This is a genomic window from Alteromonas gracilis, from assembly GCF_043642145.1.
GTDB classification, from domain to species: domain Bacteria; phylum Pseudomonadota; class Gammaproteobacteria; order Enterobacterales; family Alteromonadaceae; genus Alteromonas; species Alteromonas gracilis_B.
The window spans coordinates 615736-631714 of sequence record NZ_JBHZRZ010000002.1 but is presented as its reverse complement, the minus strand read 5'-3'; the positions used below and the strand labels follow the sequence as shown (position 1 = coordinate 631714).

Annotated in this window: 13 protein-coding genes; 8 read left to right on the top strand and 5 right to left on the bottom strand. The window is 44.0% G+C overall.

Translation table 11 applies throughout. The features are described from left to right. Positions 1-28 precede the first annotated feature (28 nt). A complete protein-coding gene (locus ACHUFN_RS06820; protein ID WP_394221561.1) occupies positions 29-856 on the bottom strand; it encodes a polyphosphate kinase 2 family protein in 828 nt (275 codons plus the stop codon). A gap of 125 nt (positions 857-981) precedes the next feature. Between ACHUFN_RS06820 and ACHUFN_RS06815 the strand changes: the two genes are divergently transcribed. The 4 genes from ACHUFN_RS06815 to ACHUFN_RS06800 all read left to right on the top strand — a co-directional run bounded on the left by ACHUFN_RS06815 (position 982) and on the right by ACHUFN_RS06800 (position 4946). Then, on the top strand, positions 982-1761 hold the full coding sequence (locus tag ACHUFN_RS06815; RefSeq protein ID WP_394221560.1) for a hypothetical protein: 780 nt from the start codon (positions 982-984) through the stop codon (positions 1759-1761). Positions 1762-1820: 59 nt separating this feature from the next. Continuing rightward, the gene (locus ACHUFN_RS06810) at positions 1821-3698 is read left to right on the top strand and encodes a methyl-accepting chemotaxis protein (RefSeq protein WP_394221559.1); all 1878 of its coding nucleotides are present in this window, start codon (positions 1821-1823) and stop codon (positions 3696-3698) included. Between the two features lie 128 nt (positions 3699-3826). Then, complete coding sequence (gene erpA, locus ACHUFN_RS06805) at positions 3827-4171, top strand: iron-sulfur cluster insertion protein ErpA (RefSeq protein WP_014950570.1); 345 nt, start codon at positions 3827-3829, stop codon at positions 4169-4171. Positions 4172-4373: 202 nt separating this feature from the next. Further along, positions 4374-4946 carry a glutathione S-transferase family protein gene (locus ACHUFN_RS06800; protein ID WP_394221558.1) on the top strand — a complete coding sequence of 191 codons (573 nt, stop codon included), beginning with the start codon at positions 4374-4376 and terminating at the stop codon, positions 4944-4946. 54 nt (positions 4947-5000) lie between these two features. Here the strand turns inward: ACHUFN_RS06800 and ACHUFN_RS06795 are convergent, their stop codons facing one another. Beyond that, on the bottom strand, positions 5001-5993 hold the full coding sequence (locus tag ACHUFN_RS06795; protein WP_394221557.1) for a D-2-hydroxyacid dehydrogenase: 993 nt from the start codon (positions 5991-5993) through the stop codon (positions 5001-5003). 155 nt (positions 5994-6148) lie between these two features. On the opposite strand from ACHUFN_RS06795, the gene ACHUFN_RS06790 reads away from it, so the two are divergent. From ACHUFN_RS06790 to ACHUFN_RS06780, 3 genes are all read left to right on the top strand, one after another. After that, complete coding sequence (locus tag ACHUFN_RS06790) at positions 6149-7966, top strand: trans-sulfuration enzyme family protein (protein WP_394221556.1); 1818 nt, start codon at positions 6149-6151, stop codon at positions 7964-7966. Positions 7967-8167: 201 nt separating this feature from the next. Next, the gene (locus ACHUFN_RS06785; RefSeq protein ID WP_394221555.1) at positions 8168-8614 is read left to right on the top strand and encodes an SRPBCC family protein; all 447 of its coding nucleotides are present in this window, start codon (positions 8168-8170) and stop codon (positions 8612-8614) included. A gap of 303 nt (positions 8615-8917) precedes the next feature. Next, positions 8918-10456: a substrate-binding domain-containing protein gene (locus ACHUFN_RS06780; protein ID WP_394221554.1), complete on the top strand. Its 1539-nt coding sequence runs from the start codon at positions 8918-8920 to the stop codon at positions 10454-10456. 106 nt (positions 10457-10562) lie between these two features. Here ACHUFN_RS06780 and ACHUFN_RS06775 read toward each other — a convergent pair whose 3' ends face one another. From ACHUFN_RS06775 to ACHUFN_RS06765, 3 genes are all read right to left on the bottom strand, one after another. Then, positions 10563-11684, bottom strand: a complete 1122-nt coding sequence (locus ACHUFN_RS06775) for an alkene reductase (protein WP_394221553.1) — start codon at positions 11682-11684, stop codon at positions 10563-10565. A 180-nt stretch (positions 11685-11864) separates the two neighbouring features. Next, on the bottom strand, positions 11865-13067 hold the full coding sequence (locus tag ACHUFN_RS06770) for an anhydro-N-acetylmuramic acid kinase (protein ID WP_394221552.1): 1203 nt from the start codon (positions 13065-13067) through the stop codon (positions 11865-11867). Between the two features lie 7 nt (positions 13068-13074). Continuing rightward, positions 13075-14400 (bottom strand): OapA family protein, encoded by a 1326-nt coding sequence (locus ACHUFN_RS06765; RefSeq protein WP_394221551.1) that lies wholly within the window; start codon positions 14398-14400, stop codon positions 13075-13077. A 301-nt stretch (positions 14401-14701) separates the two neighbouring features. On the opposite strand from ACHUFN_RS06765, the gene tyrS reads away from it, so the two are divergent. Further along, entirely contained in the window at positions 14702-15901 is a 1200-nt protein-coding gene (gene tyrS, locus ACHUFN_RS06760; RefSeq protein ID WP_394221549.1) for a tyrosine--tRNA ligase, read from the top strand. The last annotated feature ends 78 nt before the right edge of the window (positions 15902-15979 follow it).

The following is a 15979-nucleotide window of genomic DNA, read 5'->3' as shown; positions in this document are numbered from 1 at the left end:
CTACCCGCATTGCACTGAACGCGAAAACCTATTGGTCATCCAGTAGGTTTTCGTCAACATCGAGTTGCTTAGAGGCTAGCGCAATTAATCGCTCATCAAGTGGTGGAGGAGAAATATCAACACCTTCACTTAATTTTTCAATGATGATATCTAACACATTAACGCGCGCCTGCCACTTGTATTCCCCGTTTATAACATGCCATGGCGCGTAGCTGGTGTGGGTATGTTTAAACATATCATTAGTCGCTGCAATGTAAGCTTCTCGCATTTTACGATTGTGCAAGTCTTCTTCGGTAAGTTTCCAGCGTTTAAATGGGTTGTGCAGTCGCTCTTCAAATCGCTCGCGCTGCTCTTGAGACGAGATATGCATAAAAAGTTTTACAATGCGAACACCGTCGTCGTGAAGTGTTTTTTCAAAGGCGTTGATTTCATCAAAGCCACGCTGCCAAACTTCTTCATCTACAAGCTTGTCTACGCGTTCTACCAGCACTCTTCCATAGTGAGAACGGTCAAATATTTTAAGTGTGCCAGGGGAAGGTATTTGTTTCCAAAATCGGTAGAGAAAATGTTTGTCTTGTTCCTCTTTAGACGGTTTTGAGACAGGAAATACGCTGACTCCTCGCGGATCTAGCTTCTCAGTTATGCGCCTAATCGCTCCGCCTTTGCCAGAAGCATCCCACCCCTCAAATATAATTAACGCTCGCTTTTTTTGATGAAAATAAGACTGCTGAACATGAAAAAGTTGTTCTTGTTGCTGGGTTAACGCACTTTTGTACTCATCTTTACAAGAAAAGCGAGACTGCCCAAAGCTGTCAAAGAGGGTTGGCGCTGAATGTTTACATGTCGCGTTAGTCATAGTACTCGTTATTAGGTTCCTACAAATCAGATGATAGCGCACAAATATATTTTTTTTGCATCTCCGTGCACAATCAAAAAGAACGTCTACACTTATTTGTCAAAATATGCTTTTAGGTTAAAGACATGCAGTTTTACGTTTATACGTCTTTTTTAACAGCACTACTGTTAGTTTCACCCTCTTTATTCGCGTCGGTGTGGAGTGAAAATGAGCTTCACATCCAGTACGGTGATTTGAATCAGCCTTTTGCTGATATACCCGGAACCGAGTCGGATACAACAATATTTACTTTCCAGCATGCCAGTGGTTGGGAGCATGGTGAAAATTTCTTCTTCGTCGATTATGCAAGCGCAGATGATGAAGATTCGCTATACGCAGAATGGTATCCCTCTTTTAGCACAGCCTCTTTACTGAATGCTTCTTATGGTGGCGTATTAAAAAATGTGAGTTTCGTCATGGGGATCAACATGGCACCAGAGTCTGATGTTCTCAAATATTTGCCAGGGGTTCAGCTACATTTAGATGTTGAAGGCTTTCAATTTTTGAATGTACTTTTAACTGCGTATTTAGACGATAGTGAAGGCATTGATGCGGGGGGCGCACCGAAGGAAGACGATAGTTGGATGATTGATGTCGCATGGCGATACCCATTGGCCGTGGGCTCCCAACAGTTTTATATAGAAGGGCACGCAGAGTACATTGACGAGCGTGGCTCTGAGATAGCGGGGTTAAATGTAAGATCTTGGGTGCTAGCGCAAGTTCAAGTAAGATGGGATGCAGGTAACGTTCTATTTAACGCAAAAGATCGACTGTTTGTTGGCATCGAATATCAGTATTGGAAGAACAAGTTAGGGACGCGAGAAGACGATAACGCAGTACAAGCCTTGGCAGTGTGGCGTTTTTAATTTGAGATAGCCATTTAGGTTAAACGCCTAGTGCTGTTGAGTACATGTCGGAGTTAAATATGCAGTTAAAGCGTTTGCTTTTTGTAGCCCTCATTACCGCATTAATCATCCCAGTGGCAGTGACTACCACGGTGTTTGCGGTTTCAATACTAAACTTTCTAACTGAAAAAGTAGAGTCGTCCGACCTTCCTACAGCACTGGGCGAGGTAAAGAACGCTGTAGAGTTAGACTTGCAGCGCACTATTTTGCCTAGTCAGTCTTTGGCCAATAATGCCTACATAAAACGTTGGATGGCAGAGGGTGAGCCTGCATCCGGTGTTGCATTGCTAACCGAGCACCTTGGTGCGATAAAAAGAGAAAGTAACGCAATCACGTCTTATGTCGTTTCCAGTAATACACAAAACTACTACACCCATAATGGTATTGAGCGCAAAGTCACTAAAGATGGCGATGCGTGGTTCGATATTTTTATCGATAGTAATGTGCCTTTTGAAGTAGCCATCGATGTCAACAAATCTACCGGTGTTGCCTCTGCGTTTATCAATTACGCAATGAGAGTTGATGGTCAAAGAGTGGCGTTAGCCGGGGTTGGCTTATCGCTTCAAGCAGTGTCTGAGCTGATTTCCTCTTATAAAGTTGCCAATACGGGCATTGTTTTTTTAGTAAACGGTAATAATGAAGTTGCATTGCATCCTGATATGTCAAAACGCGGCATGAAATTGGATACGTCCGCGTTTTTAAATAACGCGCAAAGTATTACGGTGGATGGGGTCGATACAACTCGCTTGGCGTTAAAATTAGATTCCATAGATTGGTATCTTGTAACCGACGTGCCTACTGAAGAGCTTTACGGTGCAATCAATTCAGCAGTCATGATAAACATCGCAATAGCTATTATCATCATATTGGTAGGGCTTATTGGGTTGAAGCTTCTTTCAAACAAAATATTCGAGCCAATTGATACCATTACCTTAGCTGTAACGTCTTTAAACGAGCGAGATGGCGACCTAACAGCGCGACTTCATATTGAAGAAAAGAATGAAATTGGCGAGTTAGCCGCTCAAATAAATCTTTTCCTTGAAACGCTGCATGCAATGTTCATCCAAGTATCTGAAAGCGCTGACCACGTAAAAACGATTGCTGCACAAGTCTATGAGCAAATTGAGTTGTCTCAAAGCTACTCATCAAGACAAAGTGATAGCACAAACTCAGTGGCAGCTGCCATTGAACAGATGGATTTGACGGTACGCGAAATTTCAAATAGTGCACAAGGCGCGTCCGATGTAGCGAATGCCACAGAAGAGAACGTGAGTGAAAGTGCAGTAACTATCAATAAAGCCATGCAAAACATGAGTGAATTGAGCAATATCATGACCAAGTCGGTCAAATCAGTAGATGAGCTTTCAAATAGCATTCACTCAATTACTTCAATTCTTGACGAAATTAGGGGAATTTCTGAGCAAACAAATTTGTTAGCTTTAAATGCTGCTATTGAAGCTGCAAGAGCTGGTGAGCAAGGCAGAGGGTTTGCAGTTGTTGCAGATGAAGTGAGGAACTTAGCGAGTCGTACAAATGAGTCAACCTCTGAGATAAGTCAGCTAATGGACGAACTTAACAAGCGTACCTCGGGCACTGTGGAAGACATAATGAGAGGGAACGACAGCACGCGTGCAACGTCAGAGTTTCTATCGTCATGCGTAAAGGCACTCTCGAACATATCGGCAGAGGTGAGTAAACTTACTGAAGTTAATACGCACGTAGCATCCGCTACCCGTGAGCAATCGGCTGCAACGGGTGAAATTAGTGAAAACATTTCTGTAATTTCACAAACCGCACAGGAAACGTCTCGTAGCATGAAAAAGAGCTTCACGTTGGTCAACAAATTGGATGACGAAGCGAAAGCTCTTAATGACACGATTGGGAAGTTTACGTTGTAGTTTCTGTGAAATGTGTAATTGCCTTGAATCGTTAAGTTTTGCCCCAATAATTGCCAACTATGCGCAAGTATTAGATAATTGCGCGCAAGTGCAAAGTGCGTAAGCACGAGGTTAACGTAGAGGTGGGTATGTCTGTAGAAACGGCGTTGCCAATTGAGTTTTCAGACGCTGCAGCAGCGAAAGTGAAAGCCCTTGTTTCAGAAGAAGAAAATCCTGATTTGAAATTACGTGTGTACGTAACAGGTGGTGGTTGTTCTGGCTTTCAGTACGGATTCACGTTCGATGAAAAAGTGAATGAAGGCGATATGACCATTGAAAAAGACAGCGTCACAATGGTGGTTGATCCAATGAGCCTGCAATATCTTGTAGGTGGCATAGTCGATTACGTTGATGGCTTGGAAGGCTCAAGGTTTTTAGTTCAAAATCCAAATGCCACAACAACTTGTGGTTGCGGTGCAAGCTTTAGCGTGTAACTGCCAAGAGGCTTAGGCGCTTTAAGGTATTGCGAATTAAGCGTAGCTGAAATTAAGCGTTTGGGCTCATTGCGCATTAGATGATAGGCATACATCGCAAGGTTGTGTATGCTTGTCTGCTGTATTGTTTTTATTCCTTTCTTTTATTTTAAATTTCCAGCTACACTAATTTCATAAATGACCTCGATTCAGGACAGTATTTATGAAATTGTATGGCTCATCGACTTCCCCTTACGTCCGTCGTGTTCGTATTGTATTAGCTTCTACAGAGCATGAGTTTTTAAATCTCCAAATTTTTTCAGGAGAGGACAGAGCATTACTAGCTTCTCGCAATCCAACGCTTAAAGTGCCTTGCCTTGAAGATGCCGGGCAAATGATTTTTGACTCTCGTATTATTTACAGCTATCTCGCCGATAAGCTAGACCATGATGGTCTGAGTTGGGAAGAGGAAAATCAGTTAACCCTTATTGATGCAGCGAATGACTCATTCGTTCAGCTGTTGCTGCTTAAGCGCTCCGATTTTGATATCAACCAAGACAAGATGTATTTCAGGCTGCAAAATGAGCGAATTGAAGCGGTACTTAGCACGTTGGCGAGCCAGCTTGATGCGGGTGGTTTTAGCGGCTGGACGTATCCAGAAATTTGTTTGTTTACCCTGATAGATTGGGTGCTGTTTCGCGAACTCCACAACATGAAGGACTACCCGCAGTTGCTAGCGTTTCACGAAAAGCATCATGATCGTATCGAAATAACGGCTACCGACCCACGCATCTGAGCAACTACATCGTAATAAGGCCTCGATTGAAATTGGGCGAGCTCCATTAAAAAACTAATAGCCTTTCTTAAAATCGAACTGGTAAATAAGCGATTCGCCATTGATGTAGCGTAGGGCGTTTTCTAAAAACACGTCTGCTACGTCACTTGGCTGAGACTCAGCCGCCGTATGGGCTGTCACTGAAATATTCGGGTGGTGCCAAAACGGGTGGGCCTTATCTAGCGGTTCCTGTCGAAATACGTCCAATACTGCATGAGCAAATACACCGCCATTTAAAGCTTGCAACAGCGCGTCGTCGTTAACGGCGCTGCCACGGCCAGCGTTTAAAAATAGGCTGTGGGGTTTAAGTGCATTGAAAAAATCGTAAGACAGCATGTTTTGAGTAGAAGGCGTGTCAGGCATCAAATTCACCACATGATCACTTGCATCAGCAAATGTACTTATGTTGTCGGGTGTGAACACGGCTTTTGCACCCTCAACCTCTTTTCCACTTCTTGTTAAACCCACTACGTTCATACCAAAGGCATGTGCAACGGGAATAAGGGCTTGTCCTATACTACCAAGCCCTACAATGCCCAATGTTTGACCATGTAACGGCAGTCGCTTAGCGGCTTCCCACTTTGGCTGAGAGCCCCGCTGGTTTCGTTCAAAAGCTTTAACGTTTCTGGCATGACTAAGTAAATAGGCGAAAACATACTCACGCATAAGTTTGCCGAAAATTCCTTTTAATCCGGTAAGGATATAGTCAGTTTTGTTTGAATTTAATAGTGGGGCATTACCTGCCCAAGTTGATTGGCACCATGTTAGTGAGGAACAACGACTTATGATAACCGAAGCAAGGTCGGGGTCAGCCAACATCACGGTAACGCTTTCTGCGTTTATATCTTCTGGACGGCTAGCCACTTGAACGAGTTCTATCGTGGGCTGCCCTTCAAAGCCTGTGAATGCACTATGGTTTGCTATTTTCTGGCGCAGCGCGTCGGCAATTTCATTGGCTTCATCGCTTAATATAGTTAGTTCAATTGTCGTCGAACCCCTTGCTATCATTCGTCTAACGCTCCTTAAGTAAACTTTTCTTTCCTATGCATGCGGGCAAAATCGTCATGCTGGTTGTTCTAAAAGTGTGATTTAAGTTTTACATTTTTGTAAACAGTGTTGGTGTGATTTACATACACCTGAAGTTAAATTGCAATGGAATCGCTATGCAGTCAGAAAATAAATACCAAAACCCAGTATCAACAGATGTTGATGTAACGCACGCTAAAGTACTTTCGCCTAAGCGTAACACGACCCAAGCTGAAACCACGCAGGCTTTGGTAGACGAACAGTTGTCCCATTTTGGCATTGATGCCTCGAGTGACTACGGTAAAGCACTTGCCAACACTGCGCATCATCTTTACGGCGCTCAAGCAAGCGTAATGCAGTTGTGGGACATTACCAGCAATACGCTGCAAGGGCTTGATAAAGAAGATAGGGTGGCTTATTTCAACGCTAAAAAGTTTCTGTCTTTTCAAATTGCTAAAATTTTGGATACGCTGCAAAACCCCTTTCGTGCAACGTATCAAAGCTTATCAAGCGGCAATGGCTCGCAAGGTCATTACCCACTTTTTGACAATGTGACTGCGCTTTTTTCAGCTACCCCAGTTGTTGTGCGAACAGCAACGTACGTGTATGCGTGCACAGAATGGGTAGATGATGCATTTCAGGGCAAAGAATTTACTCATCAAATTTATTCGCGTTTGCTGAACCCCACCAATATCTCGCTTGCTAATGCCATTGTTGATATGGAAGCAGGCCCCTATGCCGCAGAATACTTGGCGTGGAACTTTAACTCAGGTATGGCAGCAATTGACGCTTGCTTATCAAATGTGCTTAGTCACGGTGACGTACTTATCGTTTCTAGGAACGTTTACGGCGGCGTTTATCAACTGCTTCACGACTATTTTGCCCGCAGTAATAGAATGGATATTCAAATTGCATGGTTCGACGGGTACGATAAGCAAAGCTTTGCAGAATTTATGCAACAAACCAAGGCAGAGCATGCTTCCCGTTTAGAAAATGGCGCAAAAATGCATGTGTATTTAGAGTCGCCTTGTAACCCTCACGGTTACGTTTTGGATGTGCCAGGAATATGTGAACTAGCGCATGCGCAAAACGCGTTGGTAATGCTTGATTCCACTCTTGCAACGCCTGTGTTGCATCAGCCATTACAGCACAAAAGCAAGGCTGCAAGACCTGACTATGTAATTCACAGCTACACCAAAGATTTATGTGGTAGTGGCGCAACGACAGCAGGCGTTGTAATAGGCGAGGGGCATCGCATGTTCCAGCCAAAAGGCAGTTCAGCAAATGGTGTAGATTGGTCAGAAACCATGTTCTGGGATGTGTACTACATCAAAGGCGCGTTCTTGGATTCTGAAAAGGCGTTTGACGTACTAAACGGCATGAAAACGCTAGAACAGCGCATGATGACGAAAGTTATAAATACGCAGGTGTTTACCGCTTTCCTCAACGCACACAACCAAATTCGTGTTAACTGTCATGCGTTACCTGAACACGAAAACGCGGGATTACGCGAAAAGCAGCATGCTCATGGCTGGCCTTGCACCTTGTTCACTGTTGATATGGCGCCAGCAAACTTACCTCGCGACGTGTTTGTAAGATTTTTCGATGCGCTTGAACCTGCGTTCAGCCATCAGGTAAGCATTGGTCAAAACAACACAATAGTTCTATGTCCGGCACTAACATCTCACTCAGAGCTAAGTACTGACGAGCAGAAAAAGGCAGGTATTGAGCTTACTACAATGCGTATTGCCATGGGCACTGACAACGTTAAACAATTGATTGCCCACTTTATGCTAGCAGCTAAGCATTTTATCGAGCCGCACGTTCCGGGGTTTTGCGATAAGTTTATGGCGAACGCTGATATTGACGAGCTGTATTTAACGGTTAGCGAAAGAGTGAGTTCACAACATTTTGGCAGCAAAGCCAGTATGGATTCGTTGATGAAAGGTGCATAGGTTTACTTTATAGCTCAAGAAGTTGCGCTGAGTGGTCGATAAGAAAATTGAGGATGTTCTCCTTCTCCTGAGCCTTTCCTTACGCGGGCTCGGGATTTTTTTATTATGGACAAAGGTAAATTTGCGCTAGTGCTTTTAGGCCTTTGGTGTACAGTTAATATTACCTGTTCTAAAACATTTCAGACTAACTGAGGCGGCTTTATGCACGAGTTTAAAATTGATGTCACGCTAGATGCATCATTGCCCTTTATATTTGCGGCATTTCATGAACCTGAATACCTTTCACAATGGTTTGCTCCTGGAGATTGCTCAGTAACGCAAGTTATGAGTGATTTCAAAGAAGGCGGGCGATATCGTGTGAAAATGATGGACCCCAGCGGTGTTGAGATGTCGTTGACAGGGCAATACATCACTATTTTGGCAAATGAGCAGCTGTCTTTCTCTTGGGCGTGGGAAGACAACATGGAAGAGTCGGTGATGACATCCGTCGACATTCACTTTGAAGAGACTGAAGATAAACACGTTAGATTGGTATTAATCCAGCAGGGTTTCTTGAATAAACAAGAGTGCGATCAGCATCACTTTGCATGGATGTCATGTTTAGAAAAGCTGGCAATATTCGCCAGTCAGAAAAAGGCATTCAGCTAACTTCTAATTAGGCGTTGTTTCATTGGCATTTATTGAACAGTCTTACTACTTTTATTAGCAAGTGAACTTTTCGATGAGCACTGTCATATCAAAACTTCCAACTACATTTTTCTGATTGTACTGGCTATTTTTTGCCTGTGTTATTCTGCCTTTGCTTCAGCGGAACAGGCTTCAAATCAGGTAACTATTGTCACGGTTGAACGTCCTCCTTACACCAGCGATGAAAAAAATCGCAAAGGATTTCTTAGTGAAATTGTCGAAGCATCGTTTGAACATGCAGGCTACGAAGTAAAGCGTCATAATTTGCCATGGGCACGGGCAAAGCTGCAGATAATCTCGGGCGAAGCTGACGTCATTTTTCCAGCTAGCTATGAAGATGTTATTGATATCAACGGCGAGCGCGTGCTGCTGCACAATACCTTACCTATTGTGTTGGTTAAGCATGCACAAATGGACGACCGTTGGAACGGTAGCCTTAAAAGTTTAGAGGGTAAAAGTATTGCCTCGCACAGAGGCATGTTGATCTCTCGAGAATTCAATGAATTCTCAGCTGCAGAAAAATTCGAGGTTGCCTCTACAGAACAATTATTTAAGTTAGTTCAATTGCGACGAGTTGACTTTGCGATCACCGACTGGCTCACAGCAAAGTATATGCTTGAAAGAAAAGCATTCAAAGACCTTGTGGTAGTTTCTCCACCCCATATTGCTTCATCTGAATTGTATCTAGGAATTAGCTCAATAACCAAGAATCGAGAAGATATCCGTCTGGGTTTTGAAGATGGTTTGGCCTATTTAAAACAATCTGGTAAGTACCAAGAAATATTGGCGCAATACAAAATTAATGACAATGTGCAGTTATTAAAAGATCAGCGGCAGTCAAAAGTATTCTTAGAGCCTAGCCGCTTACGGTTGTTAAAGGGAAGCGGACTGTTACCCCTTGTAAAGAAGTCTAGTGCCGCAGAGGTAAAAATGGCCATAGTTGGCTTTGACTGGGGCACAGACACTTATCAAAGAACCTACAAACAGCATTTTGAAAAAATAGGTGCCAAATTAGGTATCAATATTACGTTTCATGATGCAAGAGGAAGTATTGAACAACAAAATGTCCTTATGAAAACGGCCGTTGATAGTAAACCAGATGTCATTGCTTTGTGGCCTGTTCACGGTGAGAAAGTACGTCCAGGGCTAGAGTATGCTGAAGCTGCAAGCGTGCCCGTTTTTATAATTAATACACCGGTAGCGGAAGAGTTGTGGGTGTATGTGCGAGGCTATATCGGGCCAGATAACTACAAAGAAGGACAGTTAGCGGCACAGATGATGGAAGCCGCTCTAGACGGGAAAGGACGCGTTGTCGAGATTCAAGGCTTTCCAGGTTATAAAACCGCAGTGCTAAGAAGCTTAGGCTTTCATCATTATCTACAGCAAAGGCGGCTGCAAGACAGTAATTTTGATATCGAGGTCATTGACGTGGTGTCTGGCTATTGGTCTCGAGAAAGGGCATATACAGCGATGCAAAGATTAATGAGGCGTCACAGCCAGTTTGATGGTTTATATGCCGCAGACGACAATATGGCGATAGGTGCTATGCAGGCGCTTTGGGACGCAAAAAGACCGCTAGATTTTAAGGTAACCTCTGCTACGCTCTTTGGCGACGGTTATGACGCTATAAAACAAGGAAAAATATGGGGTTCTGTATGGCAATCGCCCTTGGAAGAAGCTGAGTTAGCCGTCAATACGCTTGCAGATTTTGCGTTAGGCGAAGATGTGCCGTTACTGACGTTCTTGCCTGTGAGGCCTATTACAAAGCTTGAGATTGAACAAACTGAACGGCCAAAGTTCTAAAAAGGTTTTCAAATGAATACTGTATTCTATGAATGTAGCTATTCACCGCATGTAGGCGGAAAAGAGATAGAGAAAAGGCTCTCTATCTCGACCATTAATTGAAGGCCTAACTAAACGCTTCTAACGCATCTTTTCCGCTTTTTTCTTTGTAGGTTTCATAATCGCTATATCCCTCTTCTCCACCTCCATACCAAGAAGAAGGATCGTCAAAGGAAGTCAACGGATAATCGTGTTTGTACCGCGTAGGAAGGTCGGGGTTTGTGATCCAAGGACGGCCAAAGGCAATCATATCTCCGTCGCCATCAGCCAAGCGTTTCTCGGCTTCTTCCTTTGTATAGCCGCAGTTTCCAATTAGCATGCCGTCAAATAATGCTCTAAATTCGGCTAGGGTCATGGCTTCGCCGCGTTCATGGAAGCCAAACGCTAAACCGTCCATAACGTGAAGATAGCCAACTTTTAGTTTATTTAACTGCTGAGCCACAAAAGTAAACGTTTCGCGGAAATCATCGGCACCCATATCGTTAAAGGCACCATTTGGCGATAATCTAACGCCTACTTGCTCACTTGGCCAAACGCTTAACACGGCGTCCATCACCTGAGCCAGAAAACGATAGCGATTCTCTAAACTGCCCCCGTAGTTATCATCTCGCTGATTGCTGCGGCTATCTAAAAATTGGTTAATAAGATAACCATTGGCGGCATGCACTTCCACACCGTCAAAACCCGCCGCTTTAGCATTAACGGCGGCTTTTTTGTAATCTTCTACCGTGCGCGTAATATCATCTAACGTCATTGGCCTGGGCACTTCATAAGGCTTTTTGCCTTTTGGAGTGTGAATTTCATCGCCTTCTATTTTTACTGCAGAAGCTGAAAGCGGTAAGTTACCATTGTGGAAGTCACTGTGAGATGCACGACCAGTGTGCCAAAGCTGAAGAAGGATTTTTCCGCCCGCTTCGTGGACACGGTTGACTATAGAACGCCAGCCTTCCACCATTTCATCTGTGTAAATGCCAGGAGAGTCCACCCAGCCATTTCCTTCTTGTGAAATGGTGGTTGCCTCAGTGATAAGTAGTCCTGCGTCAGAGCGCTGAACATAGTGATCGCCCATAATTTTGTTAGGGATACGACCTGTTCCCGCACGACCTCTTGTCATAGGCGCTAACACCATTCGATTTTGCAGTGTGTTGCCAGCCCAATCGAAAGTGCTAAAAAGTACCGAATCTGTCATTCCTAATCCTTATTCACATTTTAACTTGGTAAAGGCACGTGCGTTACATGTAGGAAGCGCGCTTGCTCTTTACTGCCCTTTAGATAGTAGTGAATACAGAAATAGCACGTGGTTGGATTGATTAAGCACGCATTTTCTGCGCGTATAAATGTGAATAAGAAAGTGAGTATTACGGTGTTTTTAGCCTTTCTTGTAGAGCGCGCCCAAGACGGTCGCTTTAGATGCACCTGTTACTTCGGGTACATTCCCCGGAATATTATTGATGAAAGCGTGCGCAAACCATGCAAAAGCGGCACCTTCCACATGCTGTGGATGTATACCAATTGTGTAGCTATCACACACTGTATAATCACTTAAATTACTGGCGAGGTAACGCATCAGCGCTTTATTAAATGCCCCACCGCCACACACAATGACCTCGCTTTGCAGGCCTACTTCATTTGTTTTCGGTAAATTCGCGGCCACATTTTCAGCAATGGTGCTACCTGTTAATGCCAAAAGCGTTGCTTGTACGTCTTTAGGCGACAGGTTATTGCTGGTTTCTTCACTTTCTAAATGTGCGCTTGAAGGAAAATAATCAGCAAGTGTATTACTTAACCAGTCAATGTTGAAATGTTCTCTTCCTGTGCTTTTGGGTGCGGGTAAAGCGAAATAATCGTCCAGCAAAAGCTGCCTAAGCAAGCCGGAATGGGGCTGCCCAGTAGCTGCCCACGCCCCGTCTTTATCAAAGCTTTCATTAAGATGGAGACTGATCCACTGATCCATTAACGTGTTGCCTGGCCCAGTGTCGAAGCCGCGAGGTGGCTGGTTATCTAATGTGGGTGCAAGTAACGAAACATTCGCGATACCACCCACGTTGACTAAGGCGCGGTGTTTTTCATTGCTTGCAAATACCGCGTTGTGGAAAGCTGGAACCAGTGGGGCTCCTTGGCCTCCTAAAGCAATATCTTTACGCCTAAAATCAGCAACAACGTCAATACCCGTGAGTACGGCAATTGTGTTGGGGTCGCCTATTTGACAGGTGAAGCTACGCACAGAAGACGCCGAAAAATGCACAGAAAACACATCGGAATTAGGGTGGTGGCGCACAGTTTGGCCGTGTGAGCCAATGGCGGTAATGTCAGAAGGACAAAGACCCTCTTGCTCAAGTAACTCTAACGCGACTTTGGCAAAGGTTTCTGCGACCAGCCTGTCGGCTATTGCCAAGCTATTGAGCTCATCTGGACCTTCACTGCAAAGCGCATTAAGAGCAGATAATAATTCGGTAGGATAGGGAATAGCGTGGGAGGCAAGGGTGGTGCAACAGGTTTGCGTGATGTCGCACAGAACGGCGTCAACGCCGTCCATGCTCGTACCAGACATCAGGCCAATATACTTTGCCATAAGCCTACTATTTCATCGCAAGCATAATACGCTTGTTGTTATCTAGCTGCTCTTGACGTGTTGCCGCAATTTCCATAAACCTTTCTTTCTCCTCTTTAGCGATAGGAAGGGCTTTGGGTAATTCTACTGTGCGCGGGTTTCGATGAACGCCATCAACTAAAAACTCATAATGCAAATGTGCGCCAGTAACCATACCTGAACTACCTAAGTAACCCACAGTTTGGCCCTGTTTAACGGTATCTCCCACTTTTACCGCACGTTTTTTAAAGTGTAGATACTTAGTTGTGTACTTCTCACCATGTTGAATAAATACATGATGACCATTGTACTTGTCGTACGCGGCTTTAATAACCTTGCCATCACCTGCCGCCATAATAGGCGTGCCAACGGCGGCAACATAGTCTGTCCCGCGGTGCGCTTTCCAGCGCTTCTGTACTGGGTGAAAGCGCGCCTTTGTAAAGTTACTGCTTACGTATCTGAAGTTAACCGGTGCACGCAAGAAGCTTTTGCGCATGCTGCGGCCTTCAGGCGTGTAATAGGTGCCATCTTCGTGAAGAATGGCGCTAAAATGTTCGCCTTGGTTAGTGAATTCTGCAGCAACAATATCACCATAACCAACAAATTCACCGTCAATATACTGTTCTTCAAATACCACGTTAAACGTGTCACCAGAGCGTATTTCAATAGCAAAGTCGATATCCCAGCCAAAAATTCCTGCCAAATTCATAATTTGGTTGCTGGTTAACCCTGCATCGCTGGCTGCATTCCAAAAGCTTGAGTGAATTTCACCTTGTGCGAAGTTGTAGCGAATATCTACATCTCGCTTTTCAAGCTGTGCCGTTAGTGTGCTGCTCTCATCTGACGTCTCAGGGCGCACAAACAAGGTTTCAGTTGAAGACAGTTTATATTTCAACTCGCCGAAGCTGCCATCTTTGTTCGCTTTAAATGACAACTCGTCACCTGGAAGCAAGGTGACTAATGTTTTGCTTAACTCACCAGCTTGGGTTACGTTGTAAACGTCGCGTGCGGTGAAGCCTGCGCGCTTAAACAATTTCGCAAGTGTATCGCCGCTACGCACTTTATACGTTTGCCACGTCGACTCTTCTTCACCTGAAAACACATCGGTTGAAGGCGTAATGTGAAGCTCAACTGGGTAACGTACACCTGTATCCAGAATATGTGCTTCATGATGACGACTGGCTTCTACCTTTTCGCTTGGAAAAAGAATAAGTCCACCCAGAAATAAGCTAGCTACCGCTAACCCAGTTCTGTGTTGTTTTGGTAATTTTCTATAAAAATTGAGCGCTTTTGACGCGTCTAATTTCTTTCTCATACTACTGCCCACCTGAGAAATGTTATGTGCACAACACTATTTCACATACGTTGCTCAAAAATGCAACTTTTCTCATTATATTGTTAGCGCAAATTGTTACACCCAATAGCTCTTATCATCGAGATTAACTCTTGCGTTTACTGAATACAGTACTCTAACGCTACGTTAAAAGCTGTTGGGTTTAACAACATGACTGTTTGTAATGCGTTTTTTGACGTCCAAACCTTTTAATGGTTCCGTTGTACGCGTAAAATGCCCGCCAATATTGAATATACAGTTTTTTTAAGAGTGTGACGTACAAATGAAAGATTGGCAAACAGCGCTAGCTGAGATTAAACGGGGTGTTGATGAAATACTCCCCGAAGAGGATTTAATTGAAAAACTAAAATCCGGCAAAACCCTAACCATTAAAGCGGGTTTTGATCCAACTGCGCCTGACTTGCATCTTGGTCACACTGTACTAATCAACAAGTTGCGTACATTTCAGCAACTGGGCCACAAAGTTGTTTTTCTTATTGGCGATTTTACTGGCCTTATCGGCGATCCTACAGGTAAAAACGTAACACGCAAGCCTTTAAGCAAAGAACAAGTATTAGAGAACGCAAAAACGTATCAAGAACAGGTGTTCAAAATTCTAGATGAAGAGAAGACGGAAATACGTTTTAACTCTGAATGGATGGATGGACTTGGTGCGGCTGGCATGATCAAGCTTGCGGCAAGCCAAACGGTTGCTCGTATGCTAGAACGCGACGATTTTAAAAAGCGCTATAACAACGGCCAACCTATTGCTATACATGAGTTCCTTTACCCATTGGTACAAGGTTGGGATTCTGTAGCGCTAGAGTCAGACGTTGAATTAGGTGGTACTGATCAGCGCTTTAACTTGCTAATGGGTCGTGAGCTTCAAAAAGAGCAAGGCCAAAAGCAGCAATCTATTGTGATGGTTCCGCTACTTGAAGGTTTAGACGGCGTTCAGAAAATGTCTAAGTCGTTGAACAATTATATAGGCATAACAGACGCGCCAAACGACATGTTCGGTAAAGTGATGTCTATCTCTGATGATTTGATGTGGCGTTATTACGACCTATTAAGCTTCCGTCCGTTAGAAGAGATTGCTGAGCTTAAAACGCGCGTTGCTAATGGCGAAAACCCACGTGATATTAAAATTATGTTGGCGAAAGAAATCATTGCACGTTTCCATGACGACGCAGCGGCTGAAGGGGCGCACCAAGACTTTATTCAGCGCTTCCAAAAAAATGCTATTCCAGATGATATGCCAGAGCTTGAAATTGCCTTAAGCGACGAAGGTATTGCCATTGGTAACCTGTTAAAAGAAGCAAGTCTTGTGGGTTCAACGTCAGACGCCATGCGCATGATTAAGCAAGGTGCGGTTAAAATTAACGGCGACAAAGTCGAAGATACTCGTTTAGTTATTACCGAAAAAGGTGAAAACGTATATCAGGTAGGTAAACGTAAGTTTGCTCGTATTACGCTAGCGTAATCGAGTCACTGTATTTTACTTAGAAAGCCCACTGAAATTTCAGTGGGCTTTTTTTTGCCCTTAACTTCATAAGTGCAG